The sequence below is a fragment of the Roseateles agri genome, from assembly GCF_034043675.1.
Lineage (GTDB): Bacteria > Pseudomonadota > Gammaproteobacteria > Burkholderiales > Burkholderiaceae_C > KK5.
Genome location: NZ_JAXCLA010000003.1, coordinates 158,844 through 175,918, shown reverse-complemented (window position 1 = coordinate 175,918; position 17,075 = coordinate 158,844). Strand labels below are relative to the sequence as shown.

14 protein-coding genes are annotated in these 17,075 nt (G+C 71.5%); 9 read left to right on the top strand and 5 right to left on the bottom strand.

Going from position 1 to position 17,075, the window contains the following annotated elements:
* Window positions 1-163: 163 nt before the first annotated feature.
* Window positions 164-940: a DeoR/GlpR family DNA-binding transcription regulator gene (locus tag SNE35_RS08900; RefSeq protein ID WP_320422540.1), complete on the bottom strand. Its 777-nt coding sequence runs from the start codon at window positions 938-940 to the stop codon at window positions 164-166.
* Between the two features lie 108 nt (window positions 941-1,048).
* Here SNE35_RS08900 and SNE35_RS08895 point away from each other — a divergent pair, with 108 nt between their 5' ends.
* Window positions 1,049-2,110, top strand: a complete 1,062-nt coding sequence (locus SNE35_RS08895) for a molybdopterin-dependent oxidoreductase (protein ID WP_320422539.1) — start codon at window positions 1,049-1,051, stop codon at window positions 2,108-2,110.
* On the opposite strand, the gene SNE35_RS08890 is transcribed toward SNE35_RS08895, so the two are convergent.
* Window positions 2,075-3,334, bottom strand: coding sequence for a DUF2325 domain-containing protein (locus SNE35_RS08890; RefSeq protein ID WP_320422538.1), 1,260 nt, complete (start codon window positions 3,332-3,334; stop codon window positions 2,075-2,077). The genes SNE35_RS08895 and SNE35_RS08890 overlap by 36 nt on opposite strands.
* Window positions 3,335-3,454: 120 nt before the next feature.
* Between SNE35_RS08890 and SNE35_RS08885 the strand changes: the two genes are divergently transcribed.
* From SNE35_RS08885 to SNE35_RS08865, 5 genes are all read left to right on the top strand, one after another.
* Complete coding sequence (locus SNE35_RS08885; RefSeq protein ID WP_320422537.1) at window positions 3,455-3,829, top strand: winged helix-turn-helix domain-containing protein; 375 nt, start codon at window positions 3,455-3,457, stop codon at window positions 3,827-3,829.
* Window positions 3,830-3,915: 86 nt separating this feature from the next.
* Entirely contained in the window at window positions 3,916-4,677 is a 762-nt protein-coding gene (modA, locus tag SNE35_RS08880) for a molybdate ABC transporter substrate-binding protein (protein WP_320422536.1), read from the top strand.
* A complete protein-coding gene (gene modB, locus SNE35_RS08875) occupies window positions 4,678-5,355 on the top strand; it encodes a molybdate ABC transporter permease subunit (protein ID WP_320422535.1) in 678 nt (225 codons plus the stop codon).
* Window positions 5,352-6,017 carry an ABC transporter ATP-binding protein gene (locus SNE35_RS08870; protein ID WP_320422534.1) on the top strand — a complete coding sequence of 222 codons (666 nt, stop codon included), beginning with the start codon at window positions 5,352-5,354 and terminating at the stop codon, window positions 6,015-6,017. Before modB ends, SNE35_RS08870 begins: the two co-directional genes overlap by 4 nt.
* Before the next feature lie 67 nt (window positions 6,018-6,084).
* Entirely contained in the window at window positions 6,085-6,645 is a 561-nt protein-coding gene (locus tag SNE35_RS08865) for a hypothetical protein (RefSeq protein WP_320422533.1), read from the top strand.
* On the opposite strand, the gene SNE35_RS08860 is transcribed toward SNE35_RS08865, so the two are convergent.
* Entirely contained in the window at window positions 6,642-7,868 is a 1,227-nt protein-coding gene (locus SNE35_RS08860) for a helix-turn-helix domain-containing protein (RefSeq protein WP_320422532.1), read from the bottom strand. The genes SNE35_RS08865 and SNE35_RS08860 overlap by 4 nt on opposite strands.
* Window positions 7,869-7,967: 99 nt before the next feature.
* Between SNE35_RS08860 and SNE35_RS08855 the strand changes: the two genes are divergently transcribed.
* On the top strand, window positions 7,968-8,723 hold the full coding sequence (locus SNE35_RS08855; RefSeq protein ID WP_320422531.1) for a PEP-CTERM sorting domain-containing protein: 756 nt from the start codon (window positions 7,968-7,970) through the stop codon (window positions 8,721-8,723).
* Window positions 8,724-8,738: 15 nt separating this feature from the next.
* Here the strand turns inward: SNE35_RS08855 and SNE35_RS08850 are convergent, their stop codons facing one another.
* Together SNE35_RS08850 and SNE35_RS08845 are read right to left on the bottom strand one after the other, a co-directional pair.
* Complete coding sequence (locus SNE35_RS08850; RefSeq protein ID WP_320422530.1) at window positions 8,739-9,539, bottom strand: carbon-nitrogen hydrolase family protein; 801 nt, start codon at window positions 9,537-9,539, stop codon at window positions 8,739-8,741.
* The gene (locus SNE35_RS08845) at window positions 9,536-13,675 is read right to left on the bottom strand and encodes a YhdP family protein (RefSeq protein ID WP_320422529.1); all 4,140 of its coding nucleotides are present in this window, start codon (window positions 13,673-13,675) and stop codon (window positions 9,536-9,538) included. The genes SNE35_RS08850 and SNE35_RS08845 overlap by 4 nt, the downstream gene beginning before the upstream one ends.
* Before the next feature lie 73 nt (window positions 13,676-13,748).
* Between SNE35_RS08845 and glnE the strand changes: the two genes are divergently transcribed.
* Both glnE and rrtA read left to right on the top strand, forming a co-directional pair.
* Window positions 13,749-16,484, top strand: a complete 2,736-nt coding sequence (gene glnE / locus SNE35_RS08840) for a bifunctional [glutamate--ammonia ligase]-adenylyl-L-tyrosine phosphorylase/[glutamate--ammonia-ligase] adenylyltransferase (protein WP_320422528.1) — start codon at window positions 13,749-13,751, stop codon at window positions 16,482-16,484.
* Complete coding sequence (rrtA, locus tag SNE35_RS08835) at window positions 16,463-17,071, top strand: rhombosortase (RefSeq protein ID WP_320422527.1); 609 nt, start codon at window positions 16,463-16,465, stop codon at window positions 17,069-17,071. Before glnE ends, rrtA begins: the two co-directional genes overlap by 22 nt.
* Window positions 17,072-17,075: the final 4 nt, after the last annotated feature.

Sequence of the window (17,075 nt, the reverse complement as noted above, 5' to 3'; positions counted from 1 at the left end):
AAGATCCGATCCCTGACCATAGGCTGACCTTGTGACATTCCTGTGATTTGTGGAATTTTGTGCAGTTAGGTAAAACGGCGGATGCGTGCCGTCAACGCGCTGTCGCAATGCGCGGGGCGGAATCCGGAGGGTCAGGTCTTGCGCGGCGGGTTGCGCGTGCGGCTCAGGCCACGATCACCTGGCCGCAGCTCTTGCGCAGCGCCGCCAGCGCGGGCGTGCCGCGGGCGCGGGCATCGGTGACGACGGTGCCGATCTCGGCCGGGCGCGCGTAGGCGACGCGGCTGGCCTGGCCGAGCTTGCTGTGGTCGGCCAGGATCACGACGCGCTGCGCCTGCGCGGCCATCGCGCGGGCCACGGCGGCCTCGTGGTGCTGGAAGCTCATCGCGCCGTGCTTCGGATGCAGGCCTACCGGCGAGAGCAGCGCCACGTCGGCGTGCAGCCGGTGGATCTCGGCGATGGTCTCCGCGCCGCAGGTGGCCTGCGTGCGCGCATCGATGTCGCCGCCCAGCAGCAGGGTGCGGTTGCGCCCGTCGCGCGCCTCGTTGGCCTGGGCCAGCTTCAGCGCGATGGCCAGCGAGTTCGTCACAACGACCATGCCGGACAGCGTCGCCAGCTCGTCGGCCAGGATCGTGTTGGTGCTGCCGGCGTCGAGGAACAGCGTCTGCCCCGGCTGCAGCAGCGCCACGGCGGCCTTGGCGATCGCGCGCTTCTCCTTCTGCCGTGCGGCCAGGCGCTGCGCCAGCGGCGGCTCGGGCGCGGCGCTCGCCGCCACGGCACCGCCGTGCACGCGGCGCAGTTCGCCGGCCGATTCGAGCTGCACCAGGTCGCGCCGCACCGTTTCGCGGGAGACGGCCAGGTCCTGCGAGATGCGCTCGACGCTCAGGCGCGGGAAAGCGACCAGCAGGCTGCGGATGCGCAGCAATCGTTCTTCTTGGAGCATGGAACGCGATGGTATCGGCCCGCGGTGTCGGTCCGCGACCACAGCCGTCATCGCGCGATGCTGCCCTCATCGTTATATTTCGCAAGCTACAACGATGGAGACAAAGCGATGAAGATGAGGAACATCCGTTTACCGCGCCGCGCATTCGGCGCGCTGCTGCTGGGCGTGGCCGCCCTGGCTACCCTGGCCACGGCGAATGCCGCGCCGAGCACCAGCTTCAGCGTCACGGGCGCGGTCCAGCAGCCCAAGACCTACGACGCCGCCGCGCTGGCCGCGATCTCGAACACCACGCAGACGGTCAGCTTCCTGTCCGGCTCGACCCCGCAGACCCACACCTACACCGGCGCGAGCCTGTGGAACGTGATCAACGCGTCCACCCCGGTGCTGGGCAGCAACAAGAACGACGTGCTGAACCGCATCGTGCTGGCCACCGGCACCGATGGCTACCGCGTCGTCTACTCGCTGGGCGAGCTGAACCCGAACTTCGGGAACCGGCCCGACCTGGTGGCCGGCGCCGAGACGATCAACGGCGTCTCGGCACCGCTCGGCGCCGACGGCTTCGCCCGGACCACCGCGCCCGGCGACGTCAAGGGCGGGCGCTATCTGTCCAACCTCGTGAGCCTGGACGTGCGCGCCTCCGGCTCGACCGCCACCGGCATCGGCGGCGGCGTGTCCACCAGCTTCTCGGTCAGCGGCGCGGTGAAGACGGCGAGCAGCTTCAATCTGGCGGCCTTGCAGGGGCTGACATCGGTCACCGAGACGGTCGGCGGCGTCAGCTACACCGGCGTCAGCTTCTGGGATTTCTTGAACAAGACGGTGGGCCTGTCGCTGGATCCGGCGGTCAAGAACGACGTGCTGAACAAGTACGTCGTCGCCACCGGCAGCGACGGCTACAAGGCCGCCTTCTCGCTCGGCGAGCTGAGCAGCGACTTCGGCAACGAGTCGGTGATGATCGCCTACTCGGCCGACGGCCAGTCGCTAGGCACGAACGGCTTCGCGCGGCTGGTGGTGCCGGGCGACGTGAAGGCCGGTCGCTGGGTCTCCAACCTCGTCAGCCTCGAGGTGCTCAGCGCCGCCGCGGCGCCGGTGCCGGAGCCCGCGCACTGGGCGCTGATGGCCGCCGGCCTGGTGCTGCTAGGCGTGGCGAAGGCAAAACGGCGGCGCGGCTGAGTCGTCGTCGCCGTCCTCCGCGCCCCCATCGGGCGCGGCCAGCGCCGCGGCAAAGCTCGCCACGCTGGCGCTGCGCAGGGCGCTGAACGGAATGCCCTGGCGCTCCGCCAGGCGCTTCAGGTTCAGCGCCGAATCGTGGTCGATGCAGTCGACCGGGAACAGCACCCACTGCGCCTTCTGCACCAGCGCGGCCAGCAGGCCCTTGCGGGTTTCCAGGCCGCCGTCGTGGTGCAGGAACTCGCCGCCCTGGCGCTCGACCAGCGCGCGGATCGCCGGGATCGTGCTCGGCCGGCCGCCGACGTAGAGCAGCGCGCGGCGGTCGGCCGGCAACTGCTGAGGCGGCGTGGGCTCGCCCGTCGTGCGCAGCTGGGCCTCGGCCGCGGCCAGCTCGCGGCCGAGGCGGCGCGACTGCAGGCGCAGGTGTTCCATCTCCTGCATGGCCTGCTCCAGCGCCGCGCGGGCCTGGGCGGCCGCATGCTCGGCCTGTTCGCGGCGCTGCGTGTGCAGGCCGATCAGGGTCTGGCTCTGCAGCGCGTCGATCACCGGCGCCGCTTCCGGGATCGGCCGACGCGCCAGCTCGATCGCCTGCTGCTGCACCCTGGCGGCCAGCGCCTCGCGTTCGTCGACCAGCTCCTGGCGGCGCTGCTGCTCGCGCTCCAGCCGCTCGGCCAGCTCGGCGTTCTCGCGTTCCAGCGCGACCAGGCGGCGCAGGTCCGCACGGTTGGCCGCACCCACCAGATGCGACAGCATGTGCACCTCGCCGAAAGCGCGCTGGCGCAGCGCTGGCGAGCAGTGGCGGTGCGTCAGCAGCGCCCAGTAGGCGCCGGGGATCTCGCCCTGCTGGCGGGCTTCGTCCCAGGCGGCGCCGAGCTGTTCTTCGTCGGTGGCCGTGGCGAAGCGCTTCAGCGCGCCGGCGTAGCGCTGGTCCATCGCCTTGTGCAGCGCGCGGCCCACGTCGGCATGCCGCGAGGCCAGGCGCACCGCCTCGTGGTGCACGTCCAGCTCGCCCAGGCCCACCACGTCGATGAAGCGCGCCATCAGCTTGCGCAACTCGGCCGAACCCAGGCAGGTGCCGATCACCGAGCAGTGCAGGTGCGGGTCGAGCTGGGCCAGCCGGGTCCGCTGGTGCTGCGAAGCCTCGTCGGCCGGGGGTGGTGTCTCCTGCGCTTCGCAGCAGGGCGCGACGAGGCCGATGCTGCGTTTGGAGAACGGCGGACTGAGCATGGCGTGGATCTCCTCTGGGGGTCGATCGTAATATACATAGGAATACAGCGGTAAGTACCCCAGCGAGAGGCGGGTGGCGATGCGCTACCCTGCGCGCAAGGCATCCCTACAGGCACCGCCATGGCCACCCAGAAAAGCACAACACCGAAGCCCGCGCTGAAGCTGCGCATGCGCGTCAACATCGGCGAGCAGATCGCCGTCGGCCCCGGCAAGATCCAGCTGCTGGAAGCGCTGGCCGAGCAGGGTTCGATCACCGCGGCGGCCAAGTCGCTGGACATGTCCTACCGGCGCGCCTGGCTGCTGATCGACGAGCTGAACCGCTCGCTCGCCGAGCCGGCTGTGGCCTCGGCCACCGGCGGCCAGCGCGGCGGCGGCAGCGAGCTGACCGAGGCCGGCCGCCGGTTGATCGAGCTCTACCGCGGCATCGAGGCGCAGGCGCTGAAGGCCTGCGCGCCGGACATCCGCAAGCTGCTGAAACTGCTCGCCTCGCCCTGAGGCCGGCCCGCGGCGGCCTCGTCATATCCTGGGATATATTGCGCGGTCACAGTACCGTGTAGAACCCGCAAGACCCGAGGATGACGATGGCCATCAAGCTCCGCACCGCCCGCCTGATTTCCGTATCCGCCCTGCTGCTGGCCGGCCTGGCCGCGCACGCTGCCGACCTGACCGTCTCGGCCGCCGCCAGCCTCACCAATGCCTTCAAGGAACTGGCACCGCAGTTCGAGGCCCAGCATCCCGGCACCAAGGTGCTGCTGAACTTCGCCGCCTCCGACGCGCTGCTGGCGCAGATCGCCAAGGGCGCGCCGGTCGACGTGTTCGCCTCCGCCGACCAGGAGACGATGGACAAGGCCGAGGCGCAGAAGCTGCTGACCGCCGGCAGCCGCCGCAATTTCGTCAACAACGCGCTGGTGCTGATCGCACCGGTGGACGGCATGGTGCCGGTGGCGAGCCTGGCCGACCTGGGCAAGTCCGAGGTCAAGCGCGTGGCGATCGGCAAGCCCGAGGGCGTGCCCGCCGGCCGCTATGCCAAGAGCGCGCTGGAGGCCGCCAAGCTGTGGGGCGCCGTCGAGCCCAAGGCCGTCTACGCCACCAACGTGCGCCAGGCGCTGGACTACGTGGCCCGCGGCGAGACCGAGGCCGGCTTCGTCTACGCCACCGACGCGGCAATCCAGAAGGACAAGGTCAAGGTCGCCGCCGTCGTGCCGACCGACACGCCGATCAGCTACCCCGTGGCCGCGATCACGACCGGCCCCAATGCCGAAGGCGGCAAGCAGTTCATCGCCTTCCTGCTGTCGGCACCCGGTCAGGCTGTTCTGGCCAAGTACGGATTCCAGAAACCGTAAATGACGGATTGGTCCACGGCCTGGATCCCGCTGCTGCTGTCGCTGAAGGTCGCGGGCTGGGCCACCGGGCTGAACCTGGTGCTGGGCACGGCCGTCGGCCTGCTGCTGGCGCGCCGGCGCTTCCCCGGGCGCGAGCTGCTCGATTCCATCCTGACCTTGCCGATGGTGCTGCCGCCGACGGTGCTCGGCTACTACCTGCTGGTGGTCGTCGGCAAACGCGGCTGGCTCGGTGCGTGGCTCAATGAGCACTTCGGCATCCAGCTGATCTTCACCTGGCAGGGCGCGGTCGTCGCGGCGACCATCGTCGCCTTCCCGCTGGTGATGAAGTCGGCGCGCACGGCCTTCGAGGGCGTGGAGCCACAGCTGGAGAACGCCGGCCGCGTGCTGGGGCTGGGCGAGGCGGCGCTGTTCTTCCGCGTCACCCTGCCGCTGGCCTGGCGCGGCGTGCTGGCCGGCGTGCTGCTGGCCTTCGCCCGCGCGCTGGGCGAGTTCGGCGCCACGCTGATGGTGGCCGGCAGCATCCCCGGCCGGACTCAGACCTTGTCGATCGCGATCTACGAGGCCGTGCAGGCGGGCCAGGACGACGAGGCCAACGCGCTGGTGCTGATCGTCTCGATCACCTGCGTGCTGGTGCTGGTGCTGGCGAGCCGCTTGGTCGGTGGGAGTACCCGCAAGTGAGCTTCGATATCGACATCAGGAAGCAGGTCACCAGCGACGGCGGCCGCAGCTTCGAGCTGGCCATCCGTTTCCGGACCGAGGCGCGGCGCACGGTGATCTACGGGCCGTCCGGCGCCGGCAAGAGCCTCACCCTGCAGGCGATCGCCGGGCTGCTGAAGCCCGACGAGGGCACGATCCGCTGCGACGGCCAGGCGCTGTTCGACAGCAGCGCCCGCATCGACGTGCCGGCCCGCGAACGCGGCCTGGGCTACCTGTTCCAGGACTACGCGCTGTTCCCGCACCTGAACGTGCGGCAGAACGTCGGCTTCGGCCTGCGGCGCGGCTGGCTCAACCCCTCGCGCCGCCATGGTGCCGAGGCGGTGGACCGCTGGCTGCAGGCCTTCGAGCTGGAGGCCGTGGCCGGCCAGCGCCCGCACCAGCTCTCCGGCGGCCAGCGGCAGCGCGCCGCGCTGGCGCGCGCGCTGGTCAACGAGCCGCGCGCGCTGCTGCTGGACGAGCCCTTCTCAGCGCTCGACCCCGCGCTGCGCACGCGCATGCGCGACGAGCTGGACGCGCTGCTGGCGCGCATCACCATCCCGATGCTGATGATCACGCACGATCCCGAAGACCTGGAGCGCTTCGGCGACGAGAAGCTGCTGCTGCAGGACGGCCGGATCGCCTGAGCAGGCCCGGAAAGCGCGCGCAGTTCGCGCCACTGCACTGCGCCGCGATGGGTTAACTTAGCGGCCTATGCCATCAGCCGCAGTCCGCCTCGCCGTTTCCGTCGCCACAGCCGCCGCGCTGCTGGCCGGCTGCGGCTCGCCGACGCAGTCGCTGACGATGGGCCTGACCCCGGCCGACACCCTGCAGCTGCGCACCTGGGTGCCCGATGCGCTGAAGAACAACGTCGACCTCGACCGAGTCAAGGGCGGCGAGACGACCAGCCAGTGGTGGGGCTCCAAGGTCGGCGCGCTGACCTTCGAGCATGCGCTGGAAGATTCGCTGCGCGGCCTCGGCATGCTGCCGGCCTCGCCGCAGGCGCCCGCGCAGTACCAGCTGCGCACGCAGATCCTGAGCCAGGTGCAGCCGCTGGTGGCGGCCGACACCACGGTGACGGTGACGATCAACTACACGCTGGTGGACCGCAGCTCCGGCGCCGTGCTCTACGAGCGCGCGCTGCGCACCGCCCACAAAACCGAGCTGGGCGAGGCCGTGATCTCGATGCCCGAGCGCCTGCGCCTGGCCAACGAGGGCGCGGTGCGCGAGAACATCATCGCGGCGATGCGCGACCTGATGAGCCTGCGCTTCTAGCCGAACACGCGCTTGAGCAGGCACTGGCCTGCCGGATCGGCGGGCAACCAGTGCGCATGCGCGGGATCGCGCAAGACCAGGCCGAGGATGCCGCACCCTTGCTCGGCCGCCGCCTCCAGCAGCGCCCTCGCGCGGGCGGTTTCGCCGATGGCGGCCAGCGGTGCGGCGTAGAGCGAGCGCTCGCCGGCGTCGGTGGCCGAGCACAGCAGCATGGCGTCAACGATGTCCAGCGTCGCGTCCCGCAGGCCCAGCCGCGAACGCACGAAGGCCAGCACCGACCAGGCGAAGGGCTGGGCGTCCGCGCCATCGGTCATGCGTTGCGCCGCCGCCTCCAGCTCCTTGCGCGGCGCGACCATCGCCTCGATCGCCAGCGCGAAGGCCTGCAGCACCGGCGTGCCGGGGTGATCCACCTGCGCGGCGCGTACCTCGGCCACGGCTTCGCTGCCCGCGCCGCCCTGGACCAGCGCACGGGCGAGGTTCATGCGCGCATGCAGCAGGTGCGGCGCGAGCTGGCGCACGCGACGCAGCACGTCCACCGCCTCGGCGCAGCGGTCCATGCAGAGCAGGTGGCGGCTGTAGGCCATCAGCGTGTCGACCCGCTCCTCGCTGCGCAGCGCGAGCGTGAAGTGCTCGTCCGCCTCGTCGAAGCGCCAGGCCAGGTCCAGCAGCGAGGCCCGCGCCGCGTGAAAGCCGGGAAAGTCCCTGCGGCCCTCGCCGAAGTCCGCCAGCAGGGCCATGCCCTCGGCCACGCCGGCCGCCGTGGGCAGCTGTCCCCAGAGGATGGCCACCACCAGCGCCTCGACCAGCACGATGCGCGCCTCCAGCAGGCCGGCCGAGCGGGCGCAGAGCCCGCGTGCCAGCTCGATGCAGCGCGTCACCGCCGCCGGCGTGCGTTGCACCAGCAGCTGCCGCGCATGGGCCAGGGTCTCCAGGTCCTGCGGCGTGGAAGGTGCCTCGAGCACCAGCCGGTAGCCGAGGCCGTAGTGCGCCTCCAGCGTCGTGCCCAGCGGCTTCAGCACGCGCCGCAGGCGGCTGATGCTGCGGGCCAGGCTCTCGTCCGTCATCTCCTCGCCCTGCCAGGCCTCCTGGGCGAAGGCGGCCTTGCTGACGACGCCGTCGGGCCGGCGCAGCAGCTGGGCCAGCACGGCCCGCTCCTTGGGCGCCAGTTTCAGGGGCCCGCCCTGCTTCAGCCGGGGCACGCCCATGTCATCCAGTTCAATCATTCAGCGCGTGGATTCCGCTCGTTGGTCCGGAAACGATCAAGATTTATATCGGGGCGAAATCTAGCATCGGCGCCTGCGTTCATTTCCACACGGAGCCCCATGAGAACCCTTAGCAATGCGCTGCGCCTCGCCGCCCTCCTTGTCCCGCTGCTGGCGGCCTTCCACGCCGGGGCTGCCGGCCACAACGCCACGGTCGATTTCTCGTCCGGCACGCAGGGCTGGGAAGGCCATTGGGACGGCCTCTACTCGAACATCGACACCACGCTGGGCAATGCCGCGCCGGCCTACCGCACGCAGTTCGAGACCTTCGCGATCACCTACGTCAACAGCACCAATCCGGACTTCATCGGCGACTTCACCCAGACCAAGTCGGTGAGCTTCGGCCTGGACATCAACGTGCTGTCGATGTCGCTGACCGACACGGACCCCGGCTTCGATCCCGACCGCCACCTGGTGCTGGAACTGCGCGACTACGACACCGCCGCCGAGGGCATGCCCTATGCCTCGGTCTGGATCGACCTGGGCAAGCTCGACATCGCCCAGGGCTGGCAGCACCTGCAGGCCACCATCGCCGACACCCAGGCGCTGACGCCCAGCGGCGACTGGCACGGCAACGGCGCGGAGAACGAGTTCGGCGAGCCGGTGCTGCCCTCTGGCGTCAGCTTCGCGCAGGTGCTCAAGGGCGTGGACCAGATCGCGTTCACCAGCTTCGTGCCGGGCTACGCGTACACGGCGATCGACTTCGACGTGGCGATCGACAACGTCTCCGTCAGCGCCGTGCCGGAGCCCGGCAGCTGGGCCTTGCTGGCCGGCGGCCTGGCGATCGTGGGCGGCGCCGCGCGGCGGCGGCGCTGAGCCAGCGCTGAGTCTTCAGAGCCGGCGGTGCTGCAGCGCCGGCAGCTGCTCGCGCACCTGCGCCAGCCGCGCCGTGTCGAGCGTGGCCGTCACCAGCCCTTCGCCTTCCGGCAAGCAGCCGAGCACCTCGCCCCAGGGGTCGACGATCATCGTGTGGCCCCAGGTGCGGCGGCCGTTCTCGTGCTGGCCGCCCTGGGCCGGCGCGATCACGTAGGCCTGGTTCTCGATTGCGCGGGCGCGCAGCAGCAGCTCCCAGTGGGCCTTGCCGGTCGTGTAGGTGAAGGCGGCCGGCACGCTCAGCAGCTCGCAGGGCGGGCCGGCGCGGTACAGCTCGGGGAAGCGCAGGTCGTAGCAGACGCTCAGGCCCACGCGCGCCCCGCCCGCCGCCTGCACGGTGACCGGCGTGCTGCCGGCCTCCAGCACGCGGCCTTCGTCGTAGTGCTCGCGGCCGTTGTCGTAGCGGAACAGGTGGATCTTGTCGTAGCGCGCCGCCTGGCTGCCGTCCGGCGCGAACACGCAGCAGCTGTTGCGCACCTTCTCGCCCGCGCCATCGCGGATCGGCAGGGTGCCGCCGATGATCCACAGGCCCAGCTCGCGGGCGGACTCGGCCAGCATGCGTTGGATCGGCCCGTCGCCGGGTGCCTCGGCCACGGCGAGCTTGTCGGTGTCGGCGCGGCCCATCAGGCAGAAGTACTCGGGCAGCGCGGCAAGCTCGGCGCCCTGAGCGCGGGCCTCGCCGAGCCAGTGCCGGGCGCGGGCCAGGTTGCGCTCGATGTCGGGGCTCGAAACCATCTGGATGGCGGCGATCTTGGTCATGGCGGGGTCCCTTTCGTTTCGCTGGCGGCCGGAGCCGCGGCCTCGGGCTTGTGCTCGACCGGCTCCACCTTCGGGTCGTCCCAGCGGCCGGTGATGTGGAACTCACGCGTGCTGGCGGCGGCCAGCGGCTTGTTCAGCAAGAGCTGGGCAAGAAAGGTGCCCAGGCCGATGGCCGGGTTGATCAGCGCGTAGGCCAGCGAGGCGCCACCGGCATTGATCTCGGGCACCACCAGCACGCGCAGGTTCTGCGTCTCGCGTGCCAGGTCGGCGCTGCCGTCCAGCAGCACGGCGGCCTGCACCGCGCGGATCTTCAGGTTCTCGCTGCTCGCCAGGCCCTGGGCGATGGTCACGTCGCCGCTGACGTCGTCGAAGGCGAAGCCCTCGGAGAAGATGTCGCGGAAGTCGAACAGCAGCCGCCGAGGCAGCGACTGCAGGCTCAGCACGCCCAGCAGCCGGCCAACGCCGGGCTCCACCTTCAGGAACTGCCCGGCGTCCAGCGACACGCGCAGCTCGCCGGCCAGGCTCGGGAAATCGGGCGACAGCGGCGAACCCAGCCAGCCGATGCGCCCGGCCAGCACGCCCTTGCCGCCGCGCAGCACCTGGCCCTGGCCGAGGTCTTCCAGCAAGGTGCCGGCGTTGGCGACTTCCAGCCGCCAGTCGAGCTGCGTGCGGCGCTGGCCGCCCGGAGCTTCGGCCTTCAGCCACTCGCCGGTGGCATTCAGCACCGCCTGCGGATGCACCAGGCGCAGCTTGGACAGGTGCCAGTCGCGGCCCTCGCTGGCGCGCGCCTCCACCTCCAGCCGGCCGAGCTGCTTGCCGCGCAGCTCGAAGGCGTCGACGACGACGTCCAGCGCCGGCGGCGTGCTGCTGCTGTTGTTGCCGCTGTTGTCCAGCATCTGCGAGACCGAGTCGGCCTCCTGCTTGGGCAGCGAGAGCCGCGCCAGCCGCGCGATGATCCGCGGCGCGGTCTCGGCGCCGCGCGCCGGGCGCAGCTCGACGAAGCCGCTCAGCTGGTCGGCGTCGATATTGGCGCGCAGGGCATTGCTGCCGTCGCTGGCGCGAGTGATGCCGGCCACCACGTTGGCGATCTCGCGGCCAGAGAACTGCAGGCTCTGCGCGCGCAGGCCGATCTGGCTGGGCAGGTAGCTGGCGGCCGCGGGGTCGATGCCGCTCGACACCGGCCCTGTCGCTGCGACCGTGCCGCCGGCCAGGCGCTGCGCCGCGGCCTGCCAGGCGTCGAGGTTGACCTTGCCCAGGGTGGCCTGCATCTGCACGCCCGTCTCCGGCAGCGGCGGCAGCCGTTCCTGCAGCGCCAGCGCGCCGCGCAGCACGCGCGGATCGCCCTCGCCCGAGGTGTCGCGCAGGTACTGCAGCTGCACCAGGTTGCCGAGTTCGACGCGCAGCTCGTCGCGTGTGCCGGTCGTGTTCGGCGTGATCTGCACGCGCAGCGGCAGGGTGGCGTCGGCCTCCTTGTGCAGCGGCGCCGGGAGGTCCAGCGCGAGGCCGGTCAGCGGGCTCGTGACGATGACCTCCGGCTGGCCGTGGTTGGCCGCGAAGCCCAGCTGCAGCCGGTAGGCCGCCTGGCCGCTCGCCACCGCCGCGAGCTGCGGGGCCACCGGCAGCTCCTTCGCGCGGCGCAGCGCTTCCGCCGTGGCCACGCCGGTGCCGGCGAAGCGCAGGCTGCCGTCGCGCTGTGTGCCGCCTTCGAACTGCAGGTCGCCGCCCAGCGCCCGCGCCTGACCGCCGCGCACGTGCAGGCCGCCGCGCTCGAACTCGACCACGCCGCGCGTGGCTTCCAGCAGCGGCACGTCGCCGCGCAGGCGCAGGTCGTTGCCGGGCAACTGCACGCTGCCCTTGACGCTGCTGTGGGCGATGTCGGTCAGCGGCAGCTGCAGCGACAGCTTCAGGCCGGCATTGCCGTTGGCCGTGGCCTGCGTCAGCGCGTGGCTGGTCCACTCGTCCACCGGCGAGGCGCGCATGAACTGCAAGAGCGCCGGCAGCGGGCCCTGGCCGCCGCCATCGATCTCCAGCACGCGCTGGTGCGCCAGGTCCTTGATGCCGCCGCTGACGCCGCTGAGCGCATAGCCCAGCACGCTGGCGCGGCCGCCGTTGATCTGCATGCTGCCGCGGTCGAAGACCAGCGTCGCGTCGATGTGCTCCAGCGCCGGCCAGGACAGCGGCGCATCGGGCGTGGCCGGCGGCACGTAGGCCAGGTTCACGTCGCGCACCTGGCTGGCGATGCGGAACTGGCCGGGCCGGCCACCGTCGAAGGGGAACTCGGCCAGGTCGCCGCGCACCCTGACATTGATGTCGCGTGCCTCGCCGCTGCGTACCGCGTCCTTGACGTAGCCCCGCGCGTGCTCGCCCAGCAGCAGCGGCAGGTAGCGCTGCACCCGCACGGCGTCGATGCGGGCGATCTTGCCGTTCAGCTCCAGCTGGCCGGGCAGCAGCGCCACGGCCGTGCCGCGGCCGGAGCCGGTGTGCCAGCTGGCGTCGAAGCTGCCGTGCAGGTCGGGGGTCTCGATCCTGAGGTTGGAGACCTTGAGGCTGTAGGCGCGCGGCTTGTCGGCGACCTGCCATTCGACCCGGGCGGCGGCCTGCGTCACCGGCAAGGTGGGTTCCTCGAACAGGCCGGGGAAATCGAGCCGGCCATCGGCCATCGTCAGGTCGGCCCGGCCGCCCTTCTCGGTGGCTTCGAGCTGGATGCTGGCGCCGGCCAGGCCGGGGCGGCCGATGTGGTGCTCGCCGGCCGGCGCGCCGGCATCGAGCTGCAGCGCATCGAGCTTGGCCTGCACGCGGTAGTGGCTGGGCGCTTCCAGCGCGCCGTCCCAGCTCGCGGCCAGGCCGCTCAGCACGCCGCGCGGCGCCAGCTCGGCCAGCAGTGCGTGCGGCGCGTCGCCCAGCGGCAGCCGGCCGGCGATCTGCGCCATCAGCGCGAGGTCCAGGCGCTCCGCATCGAGCGTTCCGCCCAGGGCGGTGCCGATGTTGATGTCGGCCAGGCTGGCGCCGGCGTGCGGCGGGAGCTTCAGCGACACGTCCCAGTTCGAGCGCGGCCAGGTGACTCCATCGTCCTCACTGCCGCTGACGAAGCCCAGCTGCGTTGCCTTCAGGCTCATGCCTTGCGTGCTGCGGCTCAGCTGCAGGCGGCCCTCGATGCGGCTCAGGTCCAGCGGCGGCTGGCCTTCGGTGAGCTGCAGCTTGACGGCGCGCAGGCCCATGTCGACGGTGGCGCTGGTGGGCCGGCCCTTGTCGACGGTGATCCAGGCGCGCAGCGCGCCGTCGCCCTCGCTCAGCTCGAAGGGCAGGTCGACGTGGCGGCGCAGCTCGCGCAGGTCGGCGCGCGGCAGGTCGGCGTAGAGCTCGCCGCTCCAGAACTTCAGCTCGCCGGCGCGCTTGAGCAGCTGCTGGTTGAACTTGCCCTGCAAGGTGAAGCGCTCGCCCCAGGCCGGCGGCGGCGTGGCGTCGAGCCGGATGCGGTGCTGGCGCAGGCCGTTGCGCAGCACCAGGTCCAGCGCGGAGAGTTCCAGCGGTGGCGCGTCGCGCTGCTCGTCCACCCAGCGGATGCGGCCCTGGCGGATCGCGAACTCGCGCTGCTCGAAGAACCAGTCGGCCACCTCCTCGGCGAAGTCCGTGCCGGCGCCGGCCTGCGGCTGATCGACCGACAGCCCCGCCACCGAGATGTGGCCGGCCTTGTCGCGGCGGATCTCCAGCTGTGGGCCGTCCAGCAGCAGCTGCTCGAAGCGCAGCTTGAAGGCCAGCAGCGAGCGTGCCGACAGCGCGGCCGCCACGCGCGGCAGGCGCAGCGCCTCGCGGCCCTGCGGGTCCAGCAGGCGGACTTCGTTGAGGGTGAGCGCCGGGATCCAGCCGCCCTTGCTGACCTCGATGCTGCCGATGCGCACCTGAAGGCCCAGACTGTGCGAGGCTTCTCGTTCCAGCCGAGGACGCCAGTCGTCGATGTGCGGCAGAATCGCCCAGTGCAAAACAGCCCAGGCCAGCAACACCAGCGTCCAGGCCAGGCCGACCAGAGCCAGTGCCCAGCGCAGCAGCCGCCAGATCAGGCGCAGGCTGCGTGCGGACCAGTGGGGTGCCGGCGGGCTGGCCGAATTTGGGGCCGAATCGTGGGCGTTTGCAAGCACTGAAGTATCGAGGGAGAGCGCTCGCCGTGGAGCCAGGGTGGCCGCGGCGAATCTAGCACAGCGCATAGACCGTATGACCGAGGCACAGCCAACTTTAACCTCTGACACAAACGCCGCCGACGCCGCTCACAGCCGCTTCGTGCAGCGCATCCGCCGCCGCTATGCGGACGAGCTGGCGCTGCTGCCGGCGGGGCTGCCGACGCGGCCGGTGATCGAGGCCCTGGTGCTGGAGCTGCAGGCGCGGGGCCGGGCCTTGCCTTCGGCGCTGCGGGTGGCGCGCCACCTGGTGCTGGAGCGGCTGGCGGTGCTGGACATCGAGCAGAACGCGCCGATGCACGACGTCACCGCCGCGATGACCCATCTGGCCGAGGTCACGCTGTGCCTGGCCCTGGCCGCGGCCCGCGAGGAGCAGGACGCGATCAACGGCAAGCCGCGCGACGCCGCGGGCCAAGTGATCGAGTTCTGGGTGCTGGGCATGGGCAAGCTCGGCGCGCGCGAGCTGAACGTGTCCTCCGACATCGACCTGATCTACGTCTACGAGGACGACGGCCAGACCGATGGGCCCCGCCCGGTCAGCGCGCACGAATACTTCGCCGCCATCTGCAAGAAGCTCACCGCGCTGATCGGCGACGTCACCGACGACGGCCAGGTCTTCCGCGTCGACCTGATGCTGCGCCCCAACGGCAACTCCGGCCCGCCGGCCGTGAGCCTGGGCATGCTGGAGGAGTACTTCCTCGTGCAGGGCCGCGAATGGGAGCGCTTCGCCTGGCTGAAGAGCCGCGTGATCGCGCCGCAGGAGAGCGTGTCGGGCGAGCGAGTGCTGGCGCTGAAGTCGCTGGTCACGCCCTTCGTCTACCGCAAGTACCTGGACTACGGCGTCTTCGAGGGCCTGCGCCAGCTGCACCGCAAGATCCGCGACGAGGCCCAGCGCCGCGCCGCCGGCCGGCCCGAGCGGGCCAACGACGTGAAGCTCTCGCGCGGTGGCATCCGCGAGATCGAGTTCATCGTGCAGCTGCTGCAGGTCGTGCGCGGCGGCCAGTTCCCCGAGATCCGCACCCGCTCCACCGTCAAGGCGCTCGGCCGCCTGGCCGCACGCGGGCTGATGAAGCCGCAGACGGCCGCCAAGCTGGCCGAGGGCTACTACTTCCTGCGCCGCGTCGAGCACCGCATCCAGTTCCTCGACGACCAGCAGACGCACTGCCTGCCGGGTGGCGATGAGGACCTGGCCTGGATCGCCCGCAGCCTCGGCATGGAAGCCTGCCGCGAGGACGCCTGCGAGCTGCTGGACAAGCTGCTGGAGGTGCGCGAGACCGTCGCGACCGAATTCGATGCGCTGCTGCACGACGGCCGCCCGCCCGCCGCTGGCAGCGGCAACTGCAAGGGTTGCAGCGGCCCCTCGCTGCCGATCGACGCCGAGGAATTCCTGGAGAAGCTGCAGCCCGAGCTGGCCACCTCCGTGCGCCGCTGGGCGCAGCAGCCGCGCGTGCAGGCGCTGCGCGAGGAGTCGCGCCTGCGCCTGGCCAAGCTGGTCGGCCGTGCTGCGCGCGCGGAGCACGAAGGCACTTGCAGCCTCGATGCGGCCCTGCGCTTTGTCGACTGGATGGAGCCGCTGCTGCGGCGCGAGAGTTATCTGGCGCTGCTGGTCGAGCGGCCGGCCGTGCAGGAGCGCCTGCTGCGTCTGCTGGGCCTGGCCCGCTGGCCCATGCGCTACCTGATGATGCACCCCGGCGTCATCGACGAACTGGCCGACGAGCGCGTGCTGCACGAGCGCTTCGACGGTGCCGCCTTCGTCAAGGAGATGGAGGAGCGGCACGCTGCCTGGGAGCGCTCCGGCCAGGCCGACGAGGAAGCGCTGCTGGACACCTTGCGCCGAGCCCACCATGCCGAGGTGTTCCGCACGCTGGTGCGCGACGTGGAACGCGCGATCACCGTCGAGCAGGTGGCGGACGACCTGTCCGCGCTGGCTGACGCGATCCTGCAGTGCGCGATCCGCTGGTCCTGGCAGCGCCTGAAGCAGGCGCACCGGCCCGAGCCGCGCTTCGCCGTCATCGCCTACGGCAAGCTGGGCGGCAAGGAGCTGGGCTACGGCGGCGACCTGGACGTGGTCTTCCTGTTCGACGACGAGCACGAGAACGCGCCCGAGGTCTACGGCGCCTTCGTCCGCAAGCTGATCACCTGGCTGACCATCCGCACGGCCGCCGGCGAGCTGTTCGACATCGACACCGCGCTGCGGCCCAACGGCAACTCGGGCCTGCTGGTCACCTCGATCGAATCGTTCGAGAACTACCAGACCGGCCGCGGCAGCAACACCGCCTGGACCTGGGAACACCAGGCCATCACCCGCGCCCGCTTCTGCGCCGGCGACGCCGCTTTAGGCGAACGCTTCGAGGCCGTGCGCCGCCAGGTGCTGACCGCGCCGCGCGACCCCGCTGCGCTGCGCGGCGAGGTGCAGGCGATGCGCGAGAAGGTGCGCGCCGCGCGGCCGGTGAAGGCCGGCCAGTTCGACCTGAAGCACAGCCCCGGCGGCATGATGGACGCCGAGTTCGCGCTGCAGTACCTGGTGCTGTCGCAGGGCGGCTCGCATCCCGAGCTGCTCGACAACGCCGGCGTGATCGCGCTGCTGCAGCGCGCCGAAAGCTCGGGCATGCTGCCGGCCGGCGTGGGCGTGGCCGCGGCCGATGCCTACCGCGAGCTGCGCCGCGTCCAGCACAGAGCGCGCCTGGACGAGCAGCCGACCGCCGTCGACGAGAGTCAGCTGACAGCGCAGCGCGACGCCGTCCTGGCCTTGTGGCACGCCGTCTTCCCCTGAGCGCCTGGAGCCTGCTCAGCGCCGTGCTGGCGCTGGGCGCGCTGGCGGCCTGGCCGGTCGACCGGCAATGGCTCGATTGGCAGGGGCTGCACGGTGATTGGCCTTACCGCGCCTTCACCGCAGCCTTCGTCCACTGGACGCCTCGCCACCTGGCGGCGAATCTCGCCGGCTGCGCGGTGCTGGCCTGGCTGGGGCACACGGCGCAGTTGGGCCGGCGTGCGGCGCTGGCCTGGGCGGTCGCCTGGCCGCTGTCGGTGGCCGCGTTGGCGCTGCGGCCGGAGATCACGGCCTTCGGCGGCCTCTCGGGCGTGCTGCATGCGGGCGTGGCGGTCGCCGTCATCGAGCTGGTGCTGACGCGGCGCGGCCGCGAACGCTGGATCGGCCTGGCCATCGGCATCGGCCTGGTGCTGAAGATCGCCGGTGAATCGCCGCTCGGGCCGGCGCTGCAGCAGGTGGAAGGCTGGGACGGCATGCCGGTCGTGCCGCTGGCGCACCTGGCCGGCGCGGTGCTGGGCGCGGGGCTAACGGTCGTGTTCATCGGCGTCTCGATCGGGGTACGGGGCTATCATCGCCGCCGCCCTGCATAGATCA

Excerpts from the sequence above, each read along its gene's own strand:
- SNE35_RS08885 (WP_320422537.1), top strand. The coding sequence starts at position 3,455 with ATGGCCACCCAGAAAAGCACAACACCGAAGCCCGCGCTGAAGCTGCGC.
- SNE35_RS08855 (WP_320422531.1), top strand. The coding sequence starts at position 7,968 with ATGAGAACCCTTAGCAATGCGCTGCGCCTCGCCGCCCTCCTTGTCCCG.
- SNE35_RS08860 (WP_320422532.1), bottom strand. The coding sequence starts at position 7,868 with ATGATTGAACTGGATGACATGGGCGTGCCCCGGCTGAAGCAGGGCGGG.
- glnE (WP_320422528.1), top strand. The coding sequence starts at position 13,749 with ATGACCGAGGCACAGCCAACTTTAACCTCTGACACAAACGCCGCCGAC.
- modB (WP_320422535.1), top strand. The coding sequence starts at position 4,678 with ATGACGGATTGGTCCACGGCCTGGATCCCGCTGCTGCTGTCGCTGAAG.
- SNE35_RS08890 (WP_320422538.1), bottom strand. The coding sequence starts at position 3,334 with ATGCTCAGTCCGCCGTTCTCCAAACGCAGCATCGGCCTCGTCGCGCCC.
- SNE35_RS08900 (WP_320422540.1), bottom strand. The coding sequence starts at position 940 with ATGCTCCAAGAAGAACGATTGCTGCGCATCCGCAGCCTGCTGGTCGCT.
- SNE35_RS08865 (WP_320422533.1), top strand. The coding sequence starts at position 6,085 with ATGCCATCAGCCGCAGTCCGCCTCGCCGTTTCCGTCGCCACAGCCGCC.
- SNE35_RS08850 (WP_320422530.1), bottom strand. The coding sequence starts at position 9,539 with ATGACCAAGATCGCCGCCATCCAGATGGTTTCGAGCCCCGACATCGAG.
- modA (WP_320422536.1), top strand. The coding sequence starts at position 3,916 with ATGGCCATCAAGCTCCGCACCGCCCGCCTGATTTCCGTATCCGCCCTG.
- SNE35_RS08895 (WP_320422539.1), top strand. The coding sequence starts at position 1,049 with ATGAAGATGAGGAACATCCGTTTACCGCGCCGCGCATTCGGCGCGCTG.